The following is an 18,264-nucleotide window of genomic DNA, read 5'->3' on the forward strand; positions in this document are numbered from 1 at the left end:
TCAATGGTCCGAGCATGACAAAAATACTTCTCCTGAATGGCCCGAACCTGAACCTTCTTGGGCAGCGACAGCCGGAAATCTACGGCTCCGAAACGCTTGATGATGTGATCGCTGATTGCACCGAATTGTGCAAAACGCTTGGGTTCGAGCTCGAGGCCAAACAATCCAACCACGAAGGTCTTTTGGTGGATTGGATTCAGGACGCTCGCGGGGACTCAGGAGGAATTGTCATAAATCCTGGTGCCCTTAGTCATACATCCGTGGCAATACTTGATGCGCTGAACGCGTTCGAAGGGCCCGTGATGGAGGTTCACATTTCCAATATTCACCGTCGCGAACGGTTCCGGCACCATTCCTATGTGTCGGGCCGCGCCGAGGGTGTGATTGCCGGATTTGGCACCCAAGGCTACGGCTTTGCATTGCAACGTCTTAAGACACTTCTGGCCTAGCGCCCTTTCCAAACAGGATCACGCTTTTCTGCAAAGGCCTTAGCCCCTTCGAGCTGATCCTCGCTGGAATAGAGCCTGTCTACGCTTGCCAACTGCCGTTTCGTAATTCGGTTCATGGCGTCTTGGAATTTGGAGTCTTCGGCGTCACGCACGACTTCCTTGATGGCCGCGTAAACCAGAGGAGGACCAGACGCGAGCATGCGCGCCATTTCCCATGCTTGATCCATAAGCGCGTCGGACGGGTGAATGTGGTTGATTAGACCCCAATTCAGGGCCTCGGATGTGTCAAACCAACGACCCGTCAAAAGCAGCTCCATCGCGATGTGATAGGGGATGCGTTTCGGGAGCTTGATGCTCGCCGCGTCTGCCACTGTACCTGAGCGAATTTCAGGCAATGCAAAGGACGCGTGATCAGCAGCGAGGATTATGTCCGCCGACAGCGCCAATTCCAGTCCGCCACCACAGCAAATGCCATTCACAGCGGCAATCACAGGTTTGTTCAGACCTCGTAGTTCTTGCAACCCGCCAAAGCCGCCAATGCCATAGTCGCCATCCACAGCGTCACCATCGGCCGCTGCCTTTAGGTCCCAACCTGGGCAAAAAAACTTTTCGCCGGCTCCGGTGATGATTGCGACACGCAGATCGGGGTCGTCGCGGAAGTCTGCAAACACCTCACCCATGATCCGGCTGGTCGCGAGATCGATTGCGTTTGCTTTTGGTCGATCAAGCGTCACTTCGAGGATTGCCCCCTCGCGGCGGGTCTTGATCGGGCCTGTTGTTCGGTCAGTCATGGTATTTCCTTATGAGTGCGTCAGCGGCGACCGCGCGGGTTGGGGTGACGATCAGCGGGTTTACTTCAACCTCTTCAACTGTCGTAAGATTGGCAAGGATATAGGCTTGAATGGCTTCTATAGCATCCAAAGCACTATCGATGGAGGCTTTGGGCTGGTTTCTGTAACCATACAGAACAGGAGCCATTCTAAGCTGCGTTAGAGACTGTTCTATTTGATCTCGTGATGCAGGAACCAGCAGGGATGTGCGATCTGCGAGGATCTCCGTAAGTATCCCACCGGCCGCAATTGTAATTACAAAACCATGTGCGGGATCTTTGACAATTCCAACGAGAAGTTCAGCAACTTTGTCATCAATCATCTCTTCAAGAATAAAGGTGTCGCCTTGCATCTTTGCGCCAGCGCTCAAAACTTCATGGCTATTCATAAGCGATAAGGCAACGCCGTGGGATTCGCTTTTGTGGGCCAATCCTGTGGACTTTAGCACGTACGGGCCAGCCGACTTATCGGCCAGTTTAGCCAGATCGTCGATTGGTCCAACTATAAGCGCTGGAATCGCAACGCCCATCTTTGAAAGCGCAGCTTTGGCTGCTGATTCTGAAAGTGCCTGTGCCTCTTGGACGGGGACGGGTTGTATGACGTCACTAGCGCATTGGGATTGGACCTGCGCAGCTATCGTGGCGCCTAGTGCTTCTGACAACCCGGCAAGCGGTATGACGCCTCCTGCCATAAGACGTCGTGCGGTTTCCTCTGGCATAAGTTCTGGTAGGGTTGCGACCATTGCGACAACCCCGCCTGTGGCATTGCGGGTATTGATTGCGGCGTTGATTGCACATTCCCAGTCGTCGGCATCACATATGTCTTTTCGCGGAAAGTCGACAATCAGAAAAGTAATCGCAATATTAGGGTCTATTATGGCTGAAAACGCCTGTGTCATGGCATCAACATCACGCCAAATATAGGTGTGATAGTCGAGAGGATTGGCGATGGCGACTTTCGGACCAAGCGCTTGGAATAGACGTTCATGCTGGGTTTCGTTTAGAGGTGGAAACGTTAGCGGCGTTTCGTGCGCCATGTCTGCGATCAGACTTGCCTCACCTCCGGAACAACTGACGGATGCGATTTCAGTCGATGATAACGGCCCTGCGACGTGAAGGATCTTTAGGGTCTCAACAAGGGTCGGAAGATCACCTACCTGAGCAATGCCGAGATGCTCTAGAAAAGCAGTTGCACCTGCGCCGCTCCCGGCGAGGGATGCCGTGTGAGAGATGGTCGCGATTTGGGCTTCGACGGATTTCCCGACTTTCAGCGCAACCACTGGAACACCCTTTTCGTGTGCCTTTCGGGCGAATGCCTGCCATGTGGCTAGGTCTTTGAAACCTTCGATATGCAAGCCAATGGCTGTGACGCGCGGATCATCGAGCAATGCAGAAGCTATTTCAGCTTCCGTCAGCTGCGCTTGGTTTCCACATGTAACGACATAGGCAATTGGCAGAGCGCGCGATTGCATCGTGAGATTGATCGCAATGTTCGAGCTTTGCGTTAGGATCGCGACACCGCTGTCGACAGGAACACAACCGTGCTGATCGGGCCAAAGACAGGCCCCATCAAGCGCGTTGATCATTCCGTAGCAATTTGGCCCAAGGATGGGCATGTCACCCGCAGCCTTAAGAAGCCGTTCGTTGGCGGCATGCCCGTCATCTGTTTCACCAAACCCGCTGGCAAAACAGACAGCTCCCCCGACGCCGATCGTCGAAAGCTCCTCAATTGCGCCTACCGTGGCTTCGCGGTTGATACCAACAAAGGCAGCATCCGGCACCTTGGGAAGGTCGCTTACAGATGGGTGCGCGGGCAGCCCACAGATAGTGCCTGCTTTTGGGTGGATGGGCCAAACATCACCCTTGAAATCAGATTTTTGAAGTTGCTCAACAACAGACTTGCACCATGCACCTCCTCCAATAACTGCAACACTTTTGGGCTGTAATAGTCTCGATAGTGATACCGTCATATGCACACCTCTCGACTATCATCCGCATCAAGGGTGCGGTGAATAACGATGTTCATGACTTAGGCTCCTAGCGCACGAAGCAATTCACGGCTGATGATGTGACGTTGAATTTCCGACGTGCCGTCCCAGATGCGTTCTACACGAGCATCCCGCCAAAATCTTTCCAACGGGTAATCGTCCATAAGGCCCATACCGCCATGGATCTGAATCGTTGCATCGGTAACCCGAGACAGCATTTCAGAGGCGTATAGTTTCGCACTTGCGATCTCGCGGTTTGCAGGCAGGCTTTTGTCTAGACGATCTGCTGCGGCGAGAGTTAGCAGGTCTGCTGCATCAATTTCGGTAATCATGTCGGCGATTTGGAAACTGATGCCCTGAAACTTACCAATTTTTTGTCCGAACTGTTCGCGTTCGGCAGCGTAGTCCAGCGCGTAATCAAAAACGCGTCTGGCGCGGCCAACGGACATCGTTGCTACGGTGATACGAGTCGCATAAAGCCACTCGTTCATCACAGCAAAGCCGCCGTCGACCTCCCCAAGAACTTGTGCGTCTGGTAGGCGGCAATCGTCAAATTCGAGAATCATGTTTTTGTATCCGCGATGCGACACGGACTTGTAGCCATCGCGAACCGTAAAGCCTGGTGCCCCACGATCCACAAGGAATGTGGTTATCCGCTTTTTCGGGCCGCGGGGCGTTTGATCCTCACCTGTGGCGACAAAAACGATGAAAAAGTCAGCATGATCCGCACCAGAAATGAAATGTTTGGTGCCGTTCAAGACCCAATCACCACCATCACGCACAGCCGAACATTTCATCCCGCGAATGTCAGACCCTGCGCCAGGTTCCGTCATGGCGAGAGCGTCCATGCGGTCGCCTTGGATGGCAGGATCACGATAGCGTTCTATTTGTTCGCCTTCGCAAGCCATTAGAATGTTTTGAGGGCGGCCAAAGAAATGGTTGAGAGCCATAGATCCTCGACCCAGTTCGCGTTCAACCAATGCAAATTCGACATGGTTTAGGCCCGCGCCACCAGCGCTTTCTGGGAAGTTACAGGCGTAGAACCCTAGTTCTTTAGTTTTTCGTTTGATGTCGTCCGCGATCTCTTGGGGAACTTCGCCGGTGCGTTCCACTAGGTCTTCGTGCGGATAGATTTCGTTTTCAACAAAACTGCGGACGGTATCCGCGATCATAGTATGCTCGTCAGTGAGGCCATAAATAGTCATTGGATTTGCCTTAGGTAGGAGAAATTACAGGGTTAAATCCTGAATCCTCTGCCTAGGCGACGCGTGCTGGTCCAGCGTCTCAGGTTCTCAAAAAAGAGCCTATCCTGCATAATTAGAGCCTTCTTCGTCTAGAATGGCTTTGAGTTCGGCCAAATGGCGTTCGTCTTGTTCGGGATAATCTTCGAGCTCTTGCGCAGTTTTTTCCGCGATCTCGTCTGACAGCACGCGTAACGGTTGGCCTGTTTGCAACGCACGGATGTAGGTTTCGGCAGCGCGTTCAAAATAGTACAGACGGTTAAAGGTCTCTGCGACCGTGGCGCCAATAATCATAATGCCATGGTTGCCCATGATCATGACTTTCTTCTTTGGATCACCAAGGAGTCCTGCACATCGTACGCCTTCTTCCTCAAACGCGAGCCCGCCGTAATGGTCGTCAATGACATAGCGGTTGAAGAAGGTCGCGCAGTTTTGATCAATCGGAAGAAGGCGGCTGTCTTTCAACGTGGCCAAAACTGTCGCATGGATTGAATGAACGTGCATGGCGCAACGGGCGTGTGGACAATGGCGATGAATTCCCCCGTGTAACCCCCATGCAGTTGGGTCTGGCGCATTTGGTCCGGTCAATGTCGAAGGGTCATTAGCGTCGACTTCGATCATGTCGGACGCCTTGATACGCGAAAAATGCATCTGATTAGGGTTCATTAGGAACCGCGTCCCATCATCGTTGATCGCAAGGCTGAAGTGGTTCGCGACGCCTTCGTGCATGTTTAAACGAGCCGTCCAACGGAATGCGGCCGCAAGATCAATGCGGTCTTGTAGATGGTCGAGATTCGGGCGCAGGGATGAAACAGACATTGCGGTACCTCCTGTGAGAAGCGAACACCGTTTCTTGCGACATGGCTAGCCTGAAAACGACGTAAGAGCAGGTCTTGATAACATCACAAAGCAGTGCCACGTTTCGGGATGAATAGAATTTCTGTCACGCACACTCGCCGCGAATGTATTGCGGCGTTTTTGTTTGGGGCAGATACCATCGAAAACAGGAGGGTCTCGCCGTGATGAAACCACATGCTCATTTGCCGGTCGTGTCACCGGAAACACCCGCCGCACAGGAATTTCGCGATCCCGTTGCCGCCGTTGAACGACTGCAAGAATTATACCGGATTGCACAAGAGTTCTTGTCCAAGACGTTTGCCGAGAATGTTGGCGGGGCACGACCAAACAATAGGTTCCGCGCGTTTTATCCGGAAATCCGCATCCGCACGACGACCTACGCTCAGACGGATTCGCGCCTTAGCTTTGGCCATGTCGCGGGTCCTGGGATTTATTCCACGACGATCACGCGGCCTGATCTGTTCGAAGGATACCTTCAACAGCAGATTGGCTTGTTGATTGAAAACCACGACGAACCTGTAGTGATTGGTGTTTCGAACACGCCCATGCCAATGCACTTTGCAGTGTCCGGTGAGATTGCGGTCCCGCAAGAGGGCGCATTGGAATATACGTTACGTGATGTGTTTGATGTACCGGATTTGACGACAACCAATGATGACATCGTGAATGGTTTGGATTTCCTGCACCAAGACGGATCCAGTCCGCTCGCTCCGTTTACGGCTCAACGCATCGATTATTCATTGGCGCGTTTGCAGCACTACACCGCGACCAAGGCTGAACATTTTCAGAACCATGTGTTGTTTACAAACTACCAGTTCTACGTCGAAGAATTCGAAGCTTACGCCCGCAAGATGCTGGCCGATCCCAACAGCGGTTACACGTCATTTGTTAGCACAGGTAATCAGATCATTACCGATCCCGAAGCACCTTTGAATGTGCCGGAGAAATTGCCGCAAATGCCGACCTATCATTTGTGCCGTGACGGGCAGGCGGGGATCACGTTGGTTAATATCGGGGTCGGGCCATCCAACGCCAAAACCGCGACAGATCATATCGCGGTTCTGCGCCCTCATGCTTGGTTGATGGTTGGCCATTGCGCCGGCTTACGCAATTCGCAGCGGTTAGGTGATTTCGTTCTGGCGCACGGCTACTTGCGGGAAGATCACGTGTTGGACGACGATTTGCCTGTTTGGATGCCAATCCCTGCGCTAGCTGAAATTCAGATTGCTCTGGAAGATGCCGTCGCCGAGGTGACAGAACTGAAGGGCTATGAGTTAAAACGGATCATGCGAACAGGGACAGTTGCGACCATTGATAACCGTAACTGGGAACTGCGTGATCAATCTGGTCCCGTGCAACGGCTTAGTCAGTCTCGTGCGGTTGGGCTGGACATGGAAAGCGCAACGATCGCGGCCAACGGCTTCCGGTTCCGCGTGCCCTATGGCACTTTGCTGTGTGTTTCAGACAAGCCGTTGCATGGAGAATTGAAGCTGCCCGGTATGGCATCTGACTTCTATAAAACGCAGGTTTCACGCCATTTGATGATCGGAATCCGAGCGATGGAGCACCTGCGCGAAATGCCGCTTGAGCGGATTCACAGTCGGAAATTACGGTCATTTGAGGAAACCGCCTTCCTCTAACGCAGGTATTTTTGCGAATTTGCCCACAATATGCAGTTTTTCACTTGTAATGCGCCACTATTCGTTGTGGAACATAGCGACATGCAGTTTACTGCAGAAATAATGAGCCCATAGAATAGGGCATCAACGAGGAGAAATACCATGGCGACGAAACCAATGACCAAGACACAACTGGTCGCAGCGCTTGCTGAAAAAATGGACACAGACAAAAAGTCCGCATCTGCAGCACTGGACGCGATCACAGGTCTGATCACTGATGAAGTATCCGGTGGCGGTGCCGTGACTTTGCCAGGCGTTGGCAAAATCTATTGCCGTGAGCGCCCAGAGCGTATGGTCCGCAACCCAGCAACTGGTGAGCAGATCAAAAAAGAAGCAGACAAAGTTGTCAAAATGACAATTGCGAAGGCTTTGAAGGACAGCGTAAACGGCTAAGGCTGGTTTACAATTCGATAGAAAGGGTCGCCTAGTTGGGCGACCCTTTTTCGTTGGAGAGATAATGAACAAGATTGACCGAAAAGCGATCCTTATGGGTGTGGTGTTTGGGATCATGTGGGCATCAGCTTTCACATCAGCCCGCGTAATCGTCCAATACGCGCCTCCGCTGCACGCCTTAGCATTGCGGTTTCTAGCATCAGGGGTGATCGGCCTCGTGATTGCGCTCTGGCTCGGTCAAAGTTGGCATTTGACCCGAAAGCAGTGGGTTGCAGTTGTGGTGTTCGGAATCGCGCAGAACGGCCTTTATCTAGGTCTAAATTTTGTCGCCATGCAGACCGTTGAAGCGTCACTTGCGTCGATCATTGCATCGACTATGCCCCTTTTGGCGGCCTTTGCTGGTTGGGCGATTTATCGAGAAACCATCCGGCCATTGGGCATAGCTGGGCTGTTGGCAGGTATTCTGGGTGTTGCATTGATTATGGGTGCGCGACTGCAAGGCGAGGTGGACCTTTACGGTGTTGGATTATGCGCAATCAGCGTTGTGTCTCTGACGGTGGCAACGCTGGCCGTTCGTGGTGCTTCATCTGGTGGGAATTTTCTGATGGTTGTGTCTTTGCAGATGTTTGTTGGAAGTGCCGTCCTGTGGTTGCCCGCGCTCGCGTTCGAAACGTTTGATGTAACTTGGACATGGCAGCTTGGCGTAGCATTCACATACACCGTGATCGTGCCGGGTTTAGGCGCGACATTGATTTGGTTCATGTTGGTGGACCGAATTGGCGCGACTCCTGCGGCCGTCTTCCACTTCCTTACGCCGTTCTTCGGGGTCCTGATCGCCGCGGTCTTATTGGGCGAAAAGCTCGGTTCGATGGATGTCATCGGGGTGTTGATTATCACGGTAGGCATCTTGGCCGTTCAATTGTCGAAACAAAAACCAACGTCCTTGTGAAGTGACAGTGAAGGTCCAGCGCGGCATAGATTTCCGCGATGGAATTGATATTCGCATATATTGCTGGGTTGTTGACTTTGATCAATCCATGCGTCCTGCCGATCCTGCCAATTGTACTGGCAAGCGCGCTGCAAGTGAGCCGCGCTGGCCCTCTTGCGCTGTGCGCTGGGCTTAGCCTTTCTTTTGTATTGCTTGGTGTTAGTATTGCGGCGTTTGGACGGGCCCTTGGGGTTGATACCGATACGGTCGCCTTTGTTGGCGCACTGTTGATGATTGCCTTTGGCGTCATGATGCTGGTTCCGCGCTTTGCCGACAAGTTTGCATCTGCGACAGGCGGAATGGCTACGGCTGCGGATGAACAACTTGATGATCTGGACCGTAGTGGCCTGCGCGGTCAGTTCTTGGGCGGGATGCTTTTGGGCGCCGTCTGGGTGCCATGTGTTGGACCGACCCTTGGTGGCGCTATCGCTTTGGCATCCACCGGCGAGAGCCTCGGCTGGGCGACGCTAATAATGCTGTTTTTCGCGCTCGGCATCTCAACCATCATTCTCTTGCTGGCTTACGGTGCACAGGCTGCGATCCGCAATCGCCGCGATTGGCTGCGTACAACGGCTGCCAAGGCGCGCCCGGCAATGGGGGTGCTATTCATCCTCACCGGTCTCGTGCTTGCCTTTGGGCTGCATAAATACGCCGAAATCTGGCTTCTCGATACTCTCCCATACTGGCTACAGGATCTTTCGGTCCGTTTTTAGAAAGGAATACCAAATGAAACGCAGAGACTTCTTGGTCGCCGCAGGCGCCACCACACTGATCCCATTTGCCGTGCAGGCCGCTGGCGTACCCTATACTGAAGGTCTGGTTCAAGAACGTTTGGCCGCAGGCGAGACTGTCTTCCTCGATTTCAAAGCGTCTTGGTGCACAACGTGCCGTGCTCAGGAACGCGTTATTAACAGTATCAAAGCCGACAACAGCGCGTATGAAGACGCGATCACGTTTATCGACGTGGATTGGGATGAATTCGGTCGATCGCAATTGGTCAACGATTTGAACATCCCACGCCGTTCGACGCTCGTTGTCCTAAAAGGCGAAGCCGAGCTTGGTCGTATTGTCGCTGGAACAAGACCAGCCGACATTCAGGAGCTAATGGACGTCGCTCTTAACGCCGCGACAGCCTAACCGATCTGGCCGCGTGTGCCGCCTGTCTGTCCTCGGTCCAGAAGAATGTGATCGAGGATGACGGCGGCCATCATGGCCTCGCCAACGGGTACGGCACGAATACCAACACATGGATCATGCCGGCCCTTTGTCACCACCTCAGTCGGCGTCCCGTCCATACGGATCGATGCGCGGGGACTAAGGATTGACGACGTAGGTTTTACAGCGAAACGAACCACGATGTCCTGACCTGTCGAGATACCGCCCAAGATACCACCAGCATGGTTGCTGGAATATTCTGGCCCGTTTGGCCCCATAAAGATTTCGTCGGCATTCTCACGACCCGTCAGTGCAGCTGCAGCCATGCCTTCGCCAATCTCAACGCCTTTCACAGCGTTGATGGACATCATCGCAGCGGACAAATCAGTGTCTAACTTGCCGTAAACAGGTGCGCCGATGCCCGCGGGCACATTGCGTGCCACGACTTCGATCATAGCGCCGACAGAGTTATGATCGTCTTTGCGCAACCAGTTGAGGTAGTCTGTCCATACGGAAACAGCGCCTGCATCTGGGCACCAGAAATCGTTGCCATCGATGGTATCCCAATCGAACCGATCTCGGTCGATGTGCTTTTCGCCCATCTGAACCATATAGCCTTTGATCTCGACGTTTGGGGCAATCGCTTTGATTGCTTCGCGCGCCACACCGCCAGCCGCTACACGCGCTGCAGTTTCACGGGCCGATGAGCGGCCACCACCACGATAGTCGCGCAGACCGTATTTCTGGTGGTACGTGATATCTGCATGGCCGGGGCGGAACGTGTTGGCGATGTCGCCATAATCCTTTGAGCGTTGATCGGTGTTCTTGATCATCAATTGGATCGGCGTACCGGTCGTCGTGTCTTCAAACACACCGGACAGGATTTCCACCGCATCAGGTTCGTTGCGCTGGGTCGTCATCTTGTTCTGACCTGGGCGGCGCTTATCAAGCCATTGCTGGATCATCGGTGCTGTCAGCGACACACCGGGAGGGCAGCCATCAACCGTCGCGCCAAGCGCGGGTCCGTGGCTTTCGCCCCAAGTGGTGACGCGGAAAAGATGACCGTAGCTGTTGATCGACATGGATAGGCTCCTTTGGGCGTGGTCTAGCCCGACAGGCCCCCCTTGCCAAGTCTGAGGGAACGTCCTAGGTCTGTCGGCACCTCGGGGGGCTTCATATGAAGCTGAGATGCCACAGGCGGACCCGTTGAACCTGAACCGGTTAAGACCGGCGGAGGGAAGGTCACGGGTTTACCCCCTAATGCCCCCCATCCGTCCGGCGCATTGAGAGGAAAGACCATGAAGAAGACCCTACTCACTGTCGCAGGACTTACGTTTGCATCGGCTGCGGCCGCACAAACAGAAGTTTTGACAGTTTACGCTCCAGATTACTTTGGCTCCGAATGGGGCCCGGGCCCGTCCATTGAGGCGGCTTTTGAAGAACGCTGTGGTTGCGATCTTCAGTACCAAACAGGTGATCTTTTGCCGCGTTTGTTGCTTGAAGGCGAACGCACAGAAGCCGACGTTGCGATTGGCTTTAACACTGACGTCACCAAACGTGCCCGTGATAGCGGCTTATTTGCCCCACACGGGTTGGACCTGTCCCCGCTGACGCTTCCACTTGAATGGTCAGATGACACGTTCTTACCGTTTAACTACGGCCATACCGCGTTCATCTATGACAACACAAAATCCGACGGTTTTGATAGCTTTGAGGCGCTGCTTGATGCGCCGGATGATCTGCGCATTGTGATCCAAGACCCACGTTCGTCCATCTCCGGCCTCGCGCTGGTTCTCTGGGTGAACGCTGTTTACGGCGACGAAGCAGAGGCCGCCTGGGCGCGTCTTGCACCAAAGATCGTTACGGTCACACAGGGTTGGTCTGAAAGCTATGGCTTGTTCACAGATGGCGAAGCAGACGTAGTTCTGTCTTACACAACATCGCCTGTGTACCACATCATCGCCGAAGAAGACCTGACAAAGTCGGCTGCGATTTTTGAGGAAGGCCATTACTTTATGGTCGAACTCGCCGCGAAATTAGCGACAACGGACAATCCTGAATTGGCTGACCAGTTCTTGGAATTCATTCTCACGGAAGACTTCCAGACGATGATCCCAACAACGAACTGGTCCTTCCCTGCTGCTTTATCAGAAGACAAATGGCCCGAAGGTTTCCAAGACCTTCCAATGCCTGAGACAGTTTTGTTCTACGACGAGAACGAAGCCGCCGCCCTGCGCGACGGAGCGATTGAAGCGTGGCGCAGCGCCTTGTCTCAATAACAGCGGCACTTGTCGTCGCGGGGCTGGTTATTGGCCCCGTGACGGCAGTGCTATGGCGGGGCGGCGGGTTCGCTGCCCTGTCTGCGGCCGACTTGGCCGCATTGCGCTTTACCGTATGGCAGGCCTTCTGGTCTGCAACGCTCAGCGTTTGTCTGGCCATCCCAGTGGCACGCGCCCTGTCGCGGCGTACATTTTGGGGGCGATCGGCGTTGATCTCGGTTATGGGTGCGCCATTCATTTTACCTGTGATCGTAGCAATTTTAGGGCTTCTGGCCGTTTTCGGGGGCAATGGCGTCGTCAATGCCGTCTTAGGCCCTCTCGGGATCCCAAAGCTTGACATCTATGGTGCTCAAGGCGTGATCCTTGCCCACGTTTTCTTTAATTTACCGCTGGCTGTACGCCTGATCTTACAGGGCTGGCTACAAATCCCATCGGAGCGGTTCCGTGTAGCAGCGTCGCTGGATGCCCCTGTGTTCTGGCTGTTGGAATGGCCGATGCTGCGGCGCATCGCACCGAGCGCTTTTGCCGTTATCTTCGTTATTTGCCTTGGATCGTTTGCGGTCGCCCTGACATTGGGCGGTGGCCCAAGGGCGACGACCGTAGAATTGGCGATTTACCAAGCATTCAAGTTCGATTTCGACCTGAGCAAAGCAGCCTCATTGGCTGTAGTACAGCTATGTTTGGGTCTGTCGGCAGGGACCGTTGCGTTGCTTTTGTCTCGGGGTGATATGCTAGGCGCGGGTTTGGACCGTGTGGTGCAGCGGTGGGATGGCAACCGTCTAGTAGACGCCCTTTGGATCAGCGCCGCTTCCCTGTTCTTGTTGGCACCCTTGTGCGCCATATTGGTTGCTGGCCTTCCGGGTCTATTCGATCTGCCGTCGAGCATTTGGCCCGCCGCGCTGCGGTCACTTCTCATTGCGCTCGGCGCTGTGCTCTTAACCATGATCTTGGCATTACCTTTGGCAACCAAGGCGGGCGAGGCAGCTTCACTGCTTGGGATTTCGGTTTCTGGTCTGGTCCTCGGAACTGGTTTGTTCCTGATCGTGCAGCCGTTTGTACGGCCATCTTCCGTTGCACTGCCTATCACCATGTTGGTGAACGTTCTAATGGCGCTTCCGTTCGTCCTTCGTATCCTGCGGCCAAGTGTGCAAAGCGCCAAAGAAGACTTTGGACGTTTGGGGGAATCTCTGGGGCTTGAAGGGTGGGCCCTCTGGCGCATCGCTTATTTCCCTCGTTTACGCCGGCCGATGGGGTTTGCAGCCGGTCTGACAGGAGCGTTAGCGATGGGGGATCTTGGCGTCATAACGTTGTTTTCGCGCCCAGGTGAGGGAACGTTGCCGTTGATGATGTATGATCTGATGGGACGCTACCAGATGGAGGCAGCATACGGCGCGGCCCTGTTGTTGGTGGCCCTGTCTGTGGGGTTGTTCTGGGCTTTTGATAAAGGGGGACGTGTGAATGCTGACGCTTGAAAAGGCAGTGTTTGTGCAAGGTGATTACCAGCTTAGCGCGGACGTGGAGTTTGAGGTTGGCAAAGTGACTGCTGTCCTTGGTCCGTCAGGCGCGGGAAAATCGACACTTCTTGGCGGGATTGCAGGGTTTGTGCCGCTAAAGCAGGGACGGCTTCGCTGGAACGGTGAAGACATTTCCGACTTAGCGCCAGCTAAGCGGCCGGTTTCGATGCTGTTCCAAGACAACAATCTCTTCCCACATCTGACGGTGATGCAGAACGTCGCTCTGGCCTGTGCGCCTCAACTTCGGCCAAGCACGGAAATCCGCGACAAGGTTGAAGAGATGCTGGACCGCGTGGGCCTTGCGGGGATGTCAGCGCGAAAACCATCTGCTTTGTCCGGTGGGCAACAAAGCCGCGCGACACTCGCGAGGGCTTTGCTGTTGGACCGTGAGCTAATGCTCATGGATGAACCTTTCAGCGCTTTGGGCCCTGCACTTAAGGCCGAGATGCTTGATTTGTCTGTGGGCCTCGCACAGGCGGCGGGGCGCACTTTGGTGATGGTCACTCATGACCCTGCAGATGCTGAACGCGTAGCCGATGCGGTGGCCGGTGTCGCGGAAGGCCGAGTTTGGCCTCTTCAAGAGACTCAGACGTTTCTGTGTGCCCCCCCAACAGCTTTTACCAGTTACCTTTAATGCAAAAGGCCCGCCAAATTGGCGGGCCCTTCGTTTAAGATATGCGAAGTGCTTAGTCGCGGTTCTTCGCCGCTTTCTTGTGCGGTGCCCACAGACGTTTGTTTGTGAGGTACAGCAGAACAGAAAGTACGACCAAGAAAATTACGCCAGTCAGGCCTGCCTGCTTACGCGCATTCATCTTTGGTTCAGCAGTCCACATGAGGAACGCTGCAACGTCCTGTGACATGTGTTCAACGTCAGCCGCGTGACCGTCTGCGAATTCAATTGCATCATCGTACAGTGGTGGTGCCATTGAGATCCAGCTGCCTGGGTACATGTGCGCACCGTGGTCGTCTTTACATTCGTCAGGGTAACCGCCGGATGCGAAGACTGTGTTGTAGTGGCCGTCGAAATCCTCCGGCGCACAGCTTGGTGCTTCGTGGTAACCATCCAGCAAAGACGCGATGTATTCTGGGCCGCCCATGCCACGCATCAATTGGTTGATGCCTGTACCATAAGGACCGTGGAAGCCAGCGCGTGCTTTCGCCATCAAAGACAGGTCAGGTGCATTCGGATCGCCACCTTCAGGGAAACGATCTGCTGGTGTCGCGGGGCGGTAGTCGCCGTCGCCATCAAACAATGCAGGATCGAACACTTCGATGCTGTCAGCGTATGCCCGCATCTGATCTTCCGGCAGGCTTGGCCCGCCTTCGTCATGCAGGTTGCGGAACGAAACGTACTTCAAACCGTGGCAGCTGGAACAGATCTCAGTGTAGATTTGCAGACCGCGCTGCAATTGGTTGGTGTCGTAGCTGCCGAATGCGCCCTCGAACGAGAAGTCAAAATCCTCAACGTGGACTTCGGAACCAGCGGCGTAAGCAGAACCAGAGGCGAGGCCAAGAATGGTTGCTGCGGTCAGGGTGAGTTTGCGGAACATGTTCATTTGTCCTTTCTCACTCAGCCGGGGATGCAGCGGAGGAATCCGTAGCAGCCTTAGAGCCGTAGTGCGCGTTGAAGTCGTCCTCGATTGTCGCAGGTGGTGTTGTCGGTTTTTCGATAACGCCAAGCAGCGGCAGGATTACGAGGAAATAGGCGAACCAGTATGTTGCACCGATCAGGGCGATGATTGGGTAAATGCCCTCAGCTGGCATAGCGCCGGCCCACATCAAAACGATGAAGTCCACGCAGAGGATCGCAAACCACCATTTGAACATCGGACGGTAACGGCCAGAACGAACTGAGGATGTGTCCAACCATGGCACCAAAGCCATGACCGCGATTGCGCCAAACATAGCCAACACACCGAAGAACTTCGCATCGATGATGCCAAAGCTGATCCAGTCTGCGAACATCACAACCCATACAGTGTTATCGAACGCACGAAGGATCGCGTAGAACGGCAAGAAGTACCATTCAGGAACGATGTGCGCTGGCGTGACCAGAGCGTTGGCTTCGATGTAGTTATCCGGGTGACCCAAGAAGTTTGGCATGAAGCCAACGATTGCGACGAAGACAGCTAAGATAACAGCCAACGCGAACAAGTCTTTGATCACGAAGTATGGCCAGAATGGCAGCGTGTCTTTTTCGGCTTCTTCTTTGGAACCGCGACGAACTTCAACACCAGTTGGGTTGTTGTTGCCTGTAGTGTGGAACGCCCAGATGTGAACGATAACCAGACCGGCAATTACGAACGGCAAAAGGTAGTGCAACGAGAAGAAGCGGTTCAGAGCAGGTTGCCCAACAGCAGATGCACCAAGCAACCAAGTCTGAATGCTTTCACCGATGAACGGGATCGCGCCAAACAGGCCAGTGATAACTGCAGTACCGTGGAACGACATTTGGCCCCATGGCAGTACGTAGCCCAAGAACCCCGTGCCCATCATCATTAGGAAGATCAACATGCCGATGATCCAAGTGATTTCACGAGGTGCTTTGTATGAACCGTAGTACAGACCACGGAACATGTGGGCGTACACGGCGACAAAGAACAGTGACGCGCCGTTCATGTGGAAGTAGCGGATCATATGACCGCCGTTCACGTTGCGCATGATGTGTTCAACGGACGCAAACGCCAAATCAACGTGCGGCGTATAGTGCATCACAAGAACAACACCGGTTGCGATCTGCAGCGCCAGTGTAAATGTCAAAACGATGCCCCAGATCCACATCCAGTTCAGGTTCTTTGGTGTGGGGATCATCAGTGTATTGTACAAAAGTCCGATAACAGGAAGACGGCCGTCGACCCATTTTTCAATGCCAGACTTGGGTTCGTAGTGGTCGTGGGGAATGCCACCCATGTGTCTTCTCCTTAACCGAGTTCGATAGTTGTTGCGTCGACCCAAGCAGCCGGTGGAACCGGAAGGTTCTCAGGGGCAGGGCCTTTACGGATGCGACCAGCAAGGTCGTAGTGTGAACCGTGACACGGGCAGAACCAGCCGCCGAAATCACCAGCGCCGTCGCCCAGTGGAACACAACCAAGGTGCGTACAAACGCCCATTTGAACGATCCATGCGGCTTCCGCTTCGCCTTCTGGCGAAGGCATGACGCGGTTGGCGTCAAGCGCATCGGCCGTCGGAGCCAAGTTTTCATTGCGAGCAAGCCCATCAATAAAAGAGGCCGCTTCAGCGTCTTGCGCTTGCGCTTCTTGAATTTCGGCACCTGTACGGTGACGAATAAAGACTGGCTTACCCTGCCACAGCACTGTCAGCTGCATGCCGGGATCAACAGCACTTACATCAACGCGAATCGACGCGAGTGCGAGCACATCTGCTGAGGGGTTCATTTGGTTCACGAGCGGCCAAACGGCGGCACCTGTGATTACGGCACCCGCGCCAGCGGTAGCATAGTAGATAAAATCGCGGCGCGTTGCGTGGTCGTGTTCTGCGTTAGACACCTGTTATTCTCCGAATTTTGGGGGCTTTTGCCCGTCAAATACGATGAGAATCCCAAAAAAGGGACTTTCATTCGGTTCGCTATCTAGCCGCCAAGTCGCTGCAGGTCCAGTATGATTCACAGGCATTTAGCCTCCTGCGGCGTTTGGCCCTGTTACGCTTTTGTGGCCTGCATCGAGTCGCGCGCTTCGAAATCGGCCTGCCACGTCGCAAGGGTTTCGTTGCCATGACGCCAATTCCGGTTGTCGTGGCGTAAGTCCACGTATGCCAAAGCACAGGACACGGCGATTTGCGCCATGTTCAACGGGCCTTTCAGGTGACTCATCCAGCGAGTGTTGATCGCGGCAATTGCGCGTTCTGCTTTGCTCCACTGGGCTTCGGTCCATTCTGGCGCATTCATGTCAGGGCGGAACCGCGCATCGTAAGTGAGACCGATGCAGGCTTCCATGACGGCTTCAGCCGTCGCCTCGAGCGTGAGAATTTCATAGAGGCTGACCTTCGGGTATAGGTTTGTGTCGGCAATATCGTCCAAGTAGCGGGTTATCACGCGGCTGTCGTAGATCGCAGGGCCATCTTCGCGGATCAAAGCAGGGATTTTACCCAATGGATTAGCAGCTAGGATTTCAGGCGCAGACTCTAGTGGAGTTGTTGCGACCTGAACTTCTTCGACACGATCAATGAGGCCGGTTTCCCGCAACAATACACGCGCCTTACGGGCAAACGGGGAGGGAGGAGACATGATGAGTTTCATGGGATGGTCCTTTAACTATCTTCGGGCGGGGTCTGCATCAGAGCTGCCAGCGCTGTCGTTTCCATGCCAACCCCACTAGTTGCCATCTCGTCGGCGGCACGCAGGCGCACGTCATCGGGCTTGTTTTGGTTTAACTTAAACGTGCTTTGTAGATCGGTAACCGTTATGCGGCAGGGCACGATCTGACGCATCATCTTTTCAAGCACGTCAGGCGTCATCTTGGCGGTAGTCCATTCCGGCTTTGGCAGCCGTTTCTCGAAATCTGCGCTTTGGCGGTCCAAAACATTGCGGATCATTGACTGGTCGAGCTTTTCCAAAGTGCCGCGGATGTGGACAGCGACATAGTTCCAGGTCGGAACTTGATCCTCTGCTCCGTACCAATCCGGCGATACGTACCCGTCAGGGCCAGCAATCGTGAGCAATACGTCGAGCGGTTCAGTCAGGGCTCGCGCAATTGGGTTCGAGCGCACGAGGTGCAGATCCAACGTCTTTGCGTCATCTGACAAAAGTACCGGAACATGAGAGGCAAGCAATCCGTCTGATCCCATCGTGGTAACCTGACCAAAAGCGCGATCGCGTACAAATGCGCGAGCGTGGTCATCAGTGGTTTTGCGATAGACTGGATTAGGGTGCATG

At 54.2% G+C, this 18,264-nt stretch carries 19 protein-coding genes and 1 riboswitch; of the genes, 9 read left to right on the forward strand and 10 right to left on the reverse strand.

Going from position 1 to position 18,264, the window contains the following annotated elements:
* Nucleotides 1–14 precede the first annotated feature (14 nt).
* Entirely contained in the window at nt 15–449 is a 435-nt protein-coding gene (gene aroQ, locus L0666_RS14065; RefSeq protein WP_235262015.1) for a type II 3-dehydroquinate dehydratase, read from the forward strand.
* Here the strand turns inward: aroQ and L0666_RS14070 are convergent.
* The 4 genes from L0666_RS14070 to L0666_RS14085 all read right to left on the reverse strand — a co-directional run bounded on the left by L0666_RS14070 (nt 446) and on the right by L0666_RS14085 (nt 5,326).
* On the reverse strand, nt 446–1,240 hold the full coding sequence (locus tag L0666_RS14070; RefSeq protein ID WP_235262016.1) for a carnitinyl-CoA dehydratase: 795 nt from the start codon (nt 1,238–1,240) through the stop codon (nt 446–448). The genes aroQ and L0666_RS14070 overlap by 4 nt on opposite strands.
* Nucleotides 1,233–3,248 carry an acetate--CoA ligase family protein gene (locus tag L0666_RS14075; RefSeq protein ID WP_235262017.1) on the reverse strand — a complete coding sequence of 672 codons (2,016 nt, stop codon included), beginning with the start codon at nt 3,246–3,248 and terminating at the stop codon, nt 1,233–1,235. The genes L0666_RS14070 and L0666_RS14075 overlap by 8 nt, the downstream gene beginning before the upstream one ends.
* A 59-nt stretch (nt 3,249–3,307) precedes the next feature.
* Nucleotides 3,308–4,471: an acyl-CoA dehydrogenase family protein gene (locus L0666_RS14080; RefSeq protein ID WP_235262018.1), complete on the reverse strand. Its 1,164-nt coding sequence runs from the start codon at nt 4,469–4,471 to the stop codon at nt 3,308–3,310.
* 99 nt (nt 4,472–4,570) lie between these two features.
* Nucleotides 4,571–5,326: a class II aldolase and adducin N-terminal domain-containing protein gene (locus L0666_RS14085; protein ID WP_235262019.1), complete on the reverse strand. Its 756-nt coding sequence runs from the start codon at nt 5,324–5,326 to the stop codon at nt 4,571–4,573.
* A 203-nt stretch (nt 5,327–5,529) separates the two neighbouring features.
* Between L0666_RS14085 and L0666_RS14090 the strand changes: the two genes are divergently transcribed.
* The 5 genes from L0666_RS14090 to L0666_RS14110 all read left to right on the forward strand — a co-directional run bounded on the left by L0666_RS14090 (nt 5,530) and on the right by L0666_RS14110 (nt 9,562).
* Nucleotides 5,530–7,005: an AMP nucleosidase gene (locus L0666_RS14090; RefSeq protein WP_235262020.1), complete on the forward strand. Its 1,476-nt coding sequence runs from the start codon at nt 5,530–5,532 to the stop codon at nt 7,003–7,005.
* A 141-nt stretch (nt 7,006–7,146) separates the two neighbouring features.
* Nucleotides 7,147–7,437: an HU family DNA-binding protein gene (locus tag L0666_RS14095; RefSeq protein WP_235262021.1), complete on the forward strand. Its 291-nt coding sequence runs from the start codon at nt 7,147–7,149 to the stop codon at nt 7,435–7,437.
* A gap of 73 nt (nt 7,438–7,510) precedes the next feature.
* Nucleotides 7,511–8,386 carry a DMT family transporter gene (locus L0666_RS14100; RefSeq protein WP_235262222.1) on the forward strand — a complete coding sequence of 292 codons (876 nt, stop codon included), beginning with the start codon at nt 7,511–7,513 and terminating at the stop codon, nt 8,384–8,386.
* Nucleotides 8,387–8,424: 38 nt separating this feature from the next.
* Nucleotides 8,425–9,138, forward strand: a complete 714-nt coding sequence (locus L0666_RS14105) for a cytochrome c biogenesis CcdA family protein (RefSeq protein ID WP_235262022.1) — start codon at nt 8,425–8,427, stop codon at nt 9,136–9,138.
* 13 nt (nt 9,139–9,151) lie between these two features.
* Nucleotides 9,152–9,562, forward strand: a complete 411-nt coding sequence (locus L0666_RS14110; protein WP_235262023.1) for a thioredoxin family protein — start codon at nt 9,152–9,154, stop codon at nt 9,560–9,562.
* Here the strand turns inward: L0666_RS14110 and aroC are convergent.
* Nucleotides 9,559–10,662, reverse strand: coding sequence for a chorismate synthase (gene aroC, locus L0666_RS14115; protein WP_235262024.1), 1,104 nt, complete (start codon nt 10,660–10,662; stop codon nt 9,559–9,561). The genes L0666_RS14110 and aroC overlap by 4 nt on opposite strands.
* Before the next feature lie 72 nt (nt 10,663–10,734).
* Nucleotides 10,735–10,836, forward strand: a riboswitch (TPP riboswitch).
* A gap of 42 nt (nt 10,837–10,878) precedes the next feature.
* Between aroC and L0666_RS14120 the strand changes: the two genes are divergently transcribed.
* From L0666_RS14120 to L0666_RS14130, 3 genes are read left to right on the forward strand one after another with little or no spacing between them, the layout of a single operon-like run.
* On the forward strand, nt 10,879–11,859 hold the full coding sequence (locus tag L0666_RS14120) for a thiamine ABC transporter substrate-binding protein (protein WP_235262025.1): 981 nt from the start codon (nt 10,879–10,881) through the stop codon (nt 11,857–11,859).
* Entirely contained in the window at nt 11,835–13,331 is a 1,497-nt protein-coding gene (locus tag L0666_RS14125) for a thiamine/thiamine pyrophosphate ABC transporter permease ThiP (protein ID WP_235262026.1), read from the forward strand. Before L0666_RS14120 ends, L0666_RS14125 begins: the two co-directional genes overlap by 25 nt.
* Entirely contained in the window at nt 13,318–14,007 is a 690-nt protein-coding gene (locus L0666_RS14130; protein ID WP_235262027.1) for a thiamine ABC transporter ATP-binding protein, read from the forward strand. The genes L0666_RS14125 and L0666_RS14130 overlap by 14 nt, the downstream gene beginning before the upstream one ends.
* Before the next feature lie 52 nt (nt 14,008–14,059).
* Here L0666_RS14130 and L0666_RS14135 read toward each other — a convergent pair whose 3' ends face one another.
* The 5 genes from L0666_RS14135 to L0666_RS14155 all read right to left on the reverse strand — a co-directional run bounded on the left by L0666_RS14135 (nt 14,060) and on the right by L0666_RS14155 (nt 18,263).
* Entirely contained in the window at nt 14,060–14,929 is an 870-nt protein-coding gene (locus L0666_RS14135; RefSeq protein ID WP_272492186.1) for a cytochrome c1, read from the reverse strand.
* Between the two features lie 10 nt (nt 14,930–14,939).
* Nucleotides 14,940–16,283: a cytochrome b gene (locus tag L0666_RS14140; protein WP_235262029.1), complete on the reverse strand. Its 1,344-nt coding sequence runs from the start codon at nt 16,281–16,283 to the stop codon at nt 14,940–14,942.
* Nucleotides 16,284–16,294: 11 nt separating this feature from the next.
* Nucleotides 16,295–16,879 carry a ubiquinol-cytochrome c reductase iron-sulfur subunit gene (gene petA / locus L0666_RS14145; protein ID WP_235262030.1) on the reverse strand — a complete coding sequence of 195 codons (585 nt, stop codon included), beginning with the start codon at nt 16,877–16,879 and terminating at the stop codon, nt 16,295–16,297.
* 152 nt (nt 16,880–17,031) lie between these two features.
* Nucleotides 17,032–17,628, reverse strand: a complete 597-nt coding sequence (locus L0666_RS14150) for a glutathione S-transferase (protein WP_235262031.1) — start codon at nt 17,626–17,628, stop codon at nt 17,032–17,034.
* Nucleotides 17,629–17,639: 11 nt separating this feature from the next.
* Nucleotides 17,640–18,263 (reverse strand): FMN-binding negative transcriptional regulator, encoded by a 624-nt coding sequence (locus L0666_RS14155; RefSeq protein WP_235262032.1) that lies wholly within the window; start codon nt 18,261–18,263, stop codon nt 17,640–17,642.
* Nucleotide 18,264 lies beyond the last annotated feature (1 nt).

Source organism: Octadecabacter algicola (assembly GCF_021532625.1).
In the GTDB taxonomy this organism is placed as follows: domain Bacteria; phylum Pseudomonadota; class Alphaproteobacteria; order Rhodobacterales; family Rhodobacteraceae; genus Octadecabacter; species Octadecabacter algicola.

Coding starts and splice junctions, on each gene's coding strand:
- L0666_RS14110 (WP_235262023.1), top strand. CDS start 9,152: ATGAAACGCAGAGACTTCTTGGTCGCCGCAGGCGCCACCACACTGATC.
- L0666_RS14135 (WP_272492186.1), bottom strand. CDS start 14,929: ATGAACATGTTCCGCAAACTCACCCTGACCGCAGCAACCATTCTTGGC.
- L0666_RS14130 (WP_235262027.1), top strand. CDS start 13,318: ATGCTGACGCTTGAAAAGGCAGTGTTTGTGCAAGGTGATTACCAGCTT.
- L0666_RS14070 (WP_235262016.1), bottom strand. CDS start 1,240: ATGACTGACCGAACAACAGGCCCGATCAAGACCCGCCGCGAGGGGGCA.
- L0666_RS14080 (WP_235262018.1), bottom strand. CDS start 4,471: ATGACTATTTATGGCCTCACTGACGAGCATACTATGATCGCGGATACC.
- aroC (WP_235262024.1), bottom strand. CDS start 10,662: ATGTCGATCAACAGCTACGGTCATCTTTTCCGCGTCACCACTTGGGGC.
- L0666_RS14090 (WP_235262020.1), top strand. CDS start 5,530: ATGAAACCACATGCTCATTTGCCGGTCGTGTCACCGGAAACACCCGCC.
- L0666_RS14095 (WP_235262021.1), top strand. CDS start 7,147: ATGGCGACGAAACCAATGACCAAGACACAACTGGTCGCAGCGCTTGCT.
- L0666_RS14075 (WP_235262017.1), bottom strand. CDS start 3,248: ATGACGGTATCACTATCGAGACTATTACAGCCCAAAAGTGTTGCAGTT.
- L0666_RS14155 (WP_235262032.1), bottom strand. CDS start 18,263: ATGCACCCTAATCCAGTCTATCGCAAAACCACTGATGACCACGCTCGC.
- L0666_RS14105 (WP_235262022.1), top strand. CDS start 8,425: ATGGAATTGATATTCGCATATATTGCTGGGTTGTTGACTTTGATCAAT.
- L0666_RS14085 (WP_235262019.1), bottom strand. CDS start 5,326: ATGTCTGTTTCATCCCTGCGCCCGAATCTCGACCATCTACAAGACCGC.
- L0666_RS14140 (WP_235262029.1), bottom strand. CDS start 16,283: ATGGGTGGCATTCCCCACGACCACTACGAACCCAAGTCTGGCATTGAA.
- aroQ (WP_235262015.1), top strand. CDS start 15: ATGACAAAAATACTTCTCCTGAATGGCCCGAACCTGAACCTTCTTGGG.
- L0666_RS14120 (WP_235262025.1), top strand. CDS start 10,879: ATGAAGAAGACCCTACTCACTGTCGCAGGACTTACGTTTGCATCGGCT.
- L0666_RS14150 (WP_235262031.1), bottom strand. CDS start 17,628: ATGAAACTCATCATGTCTCCTCCCTCCCCGTTTGCCCGTAAGGCGCGT.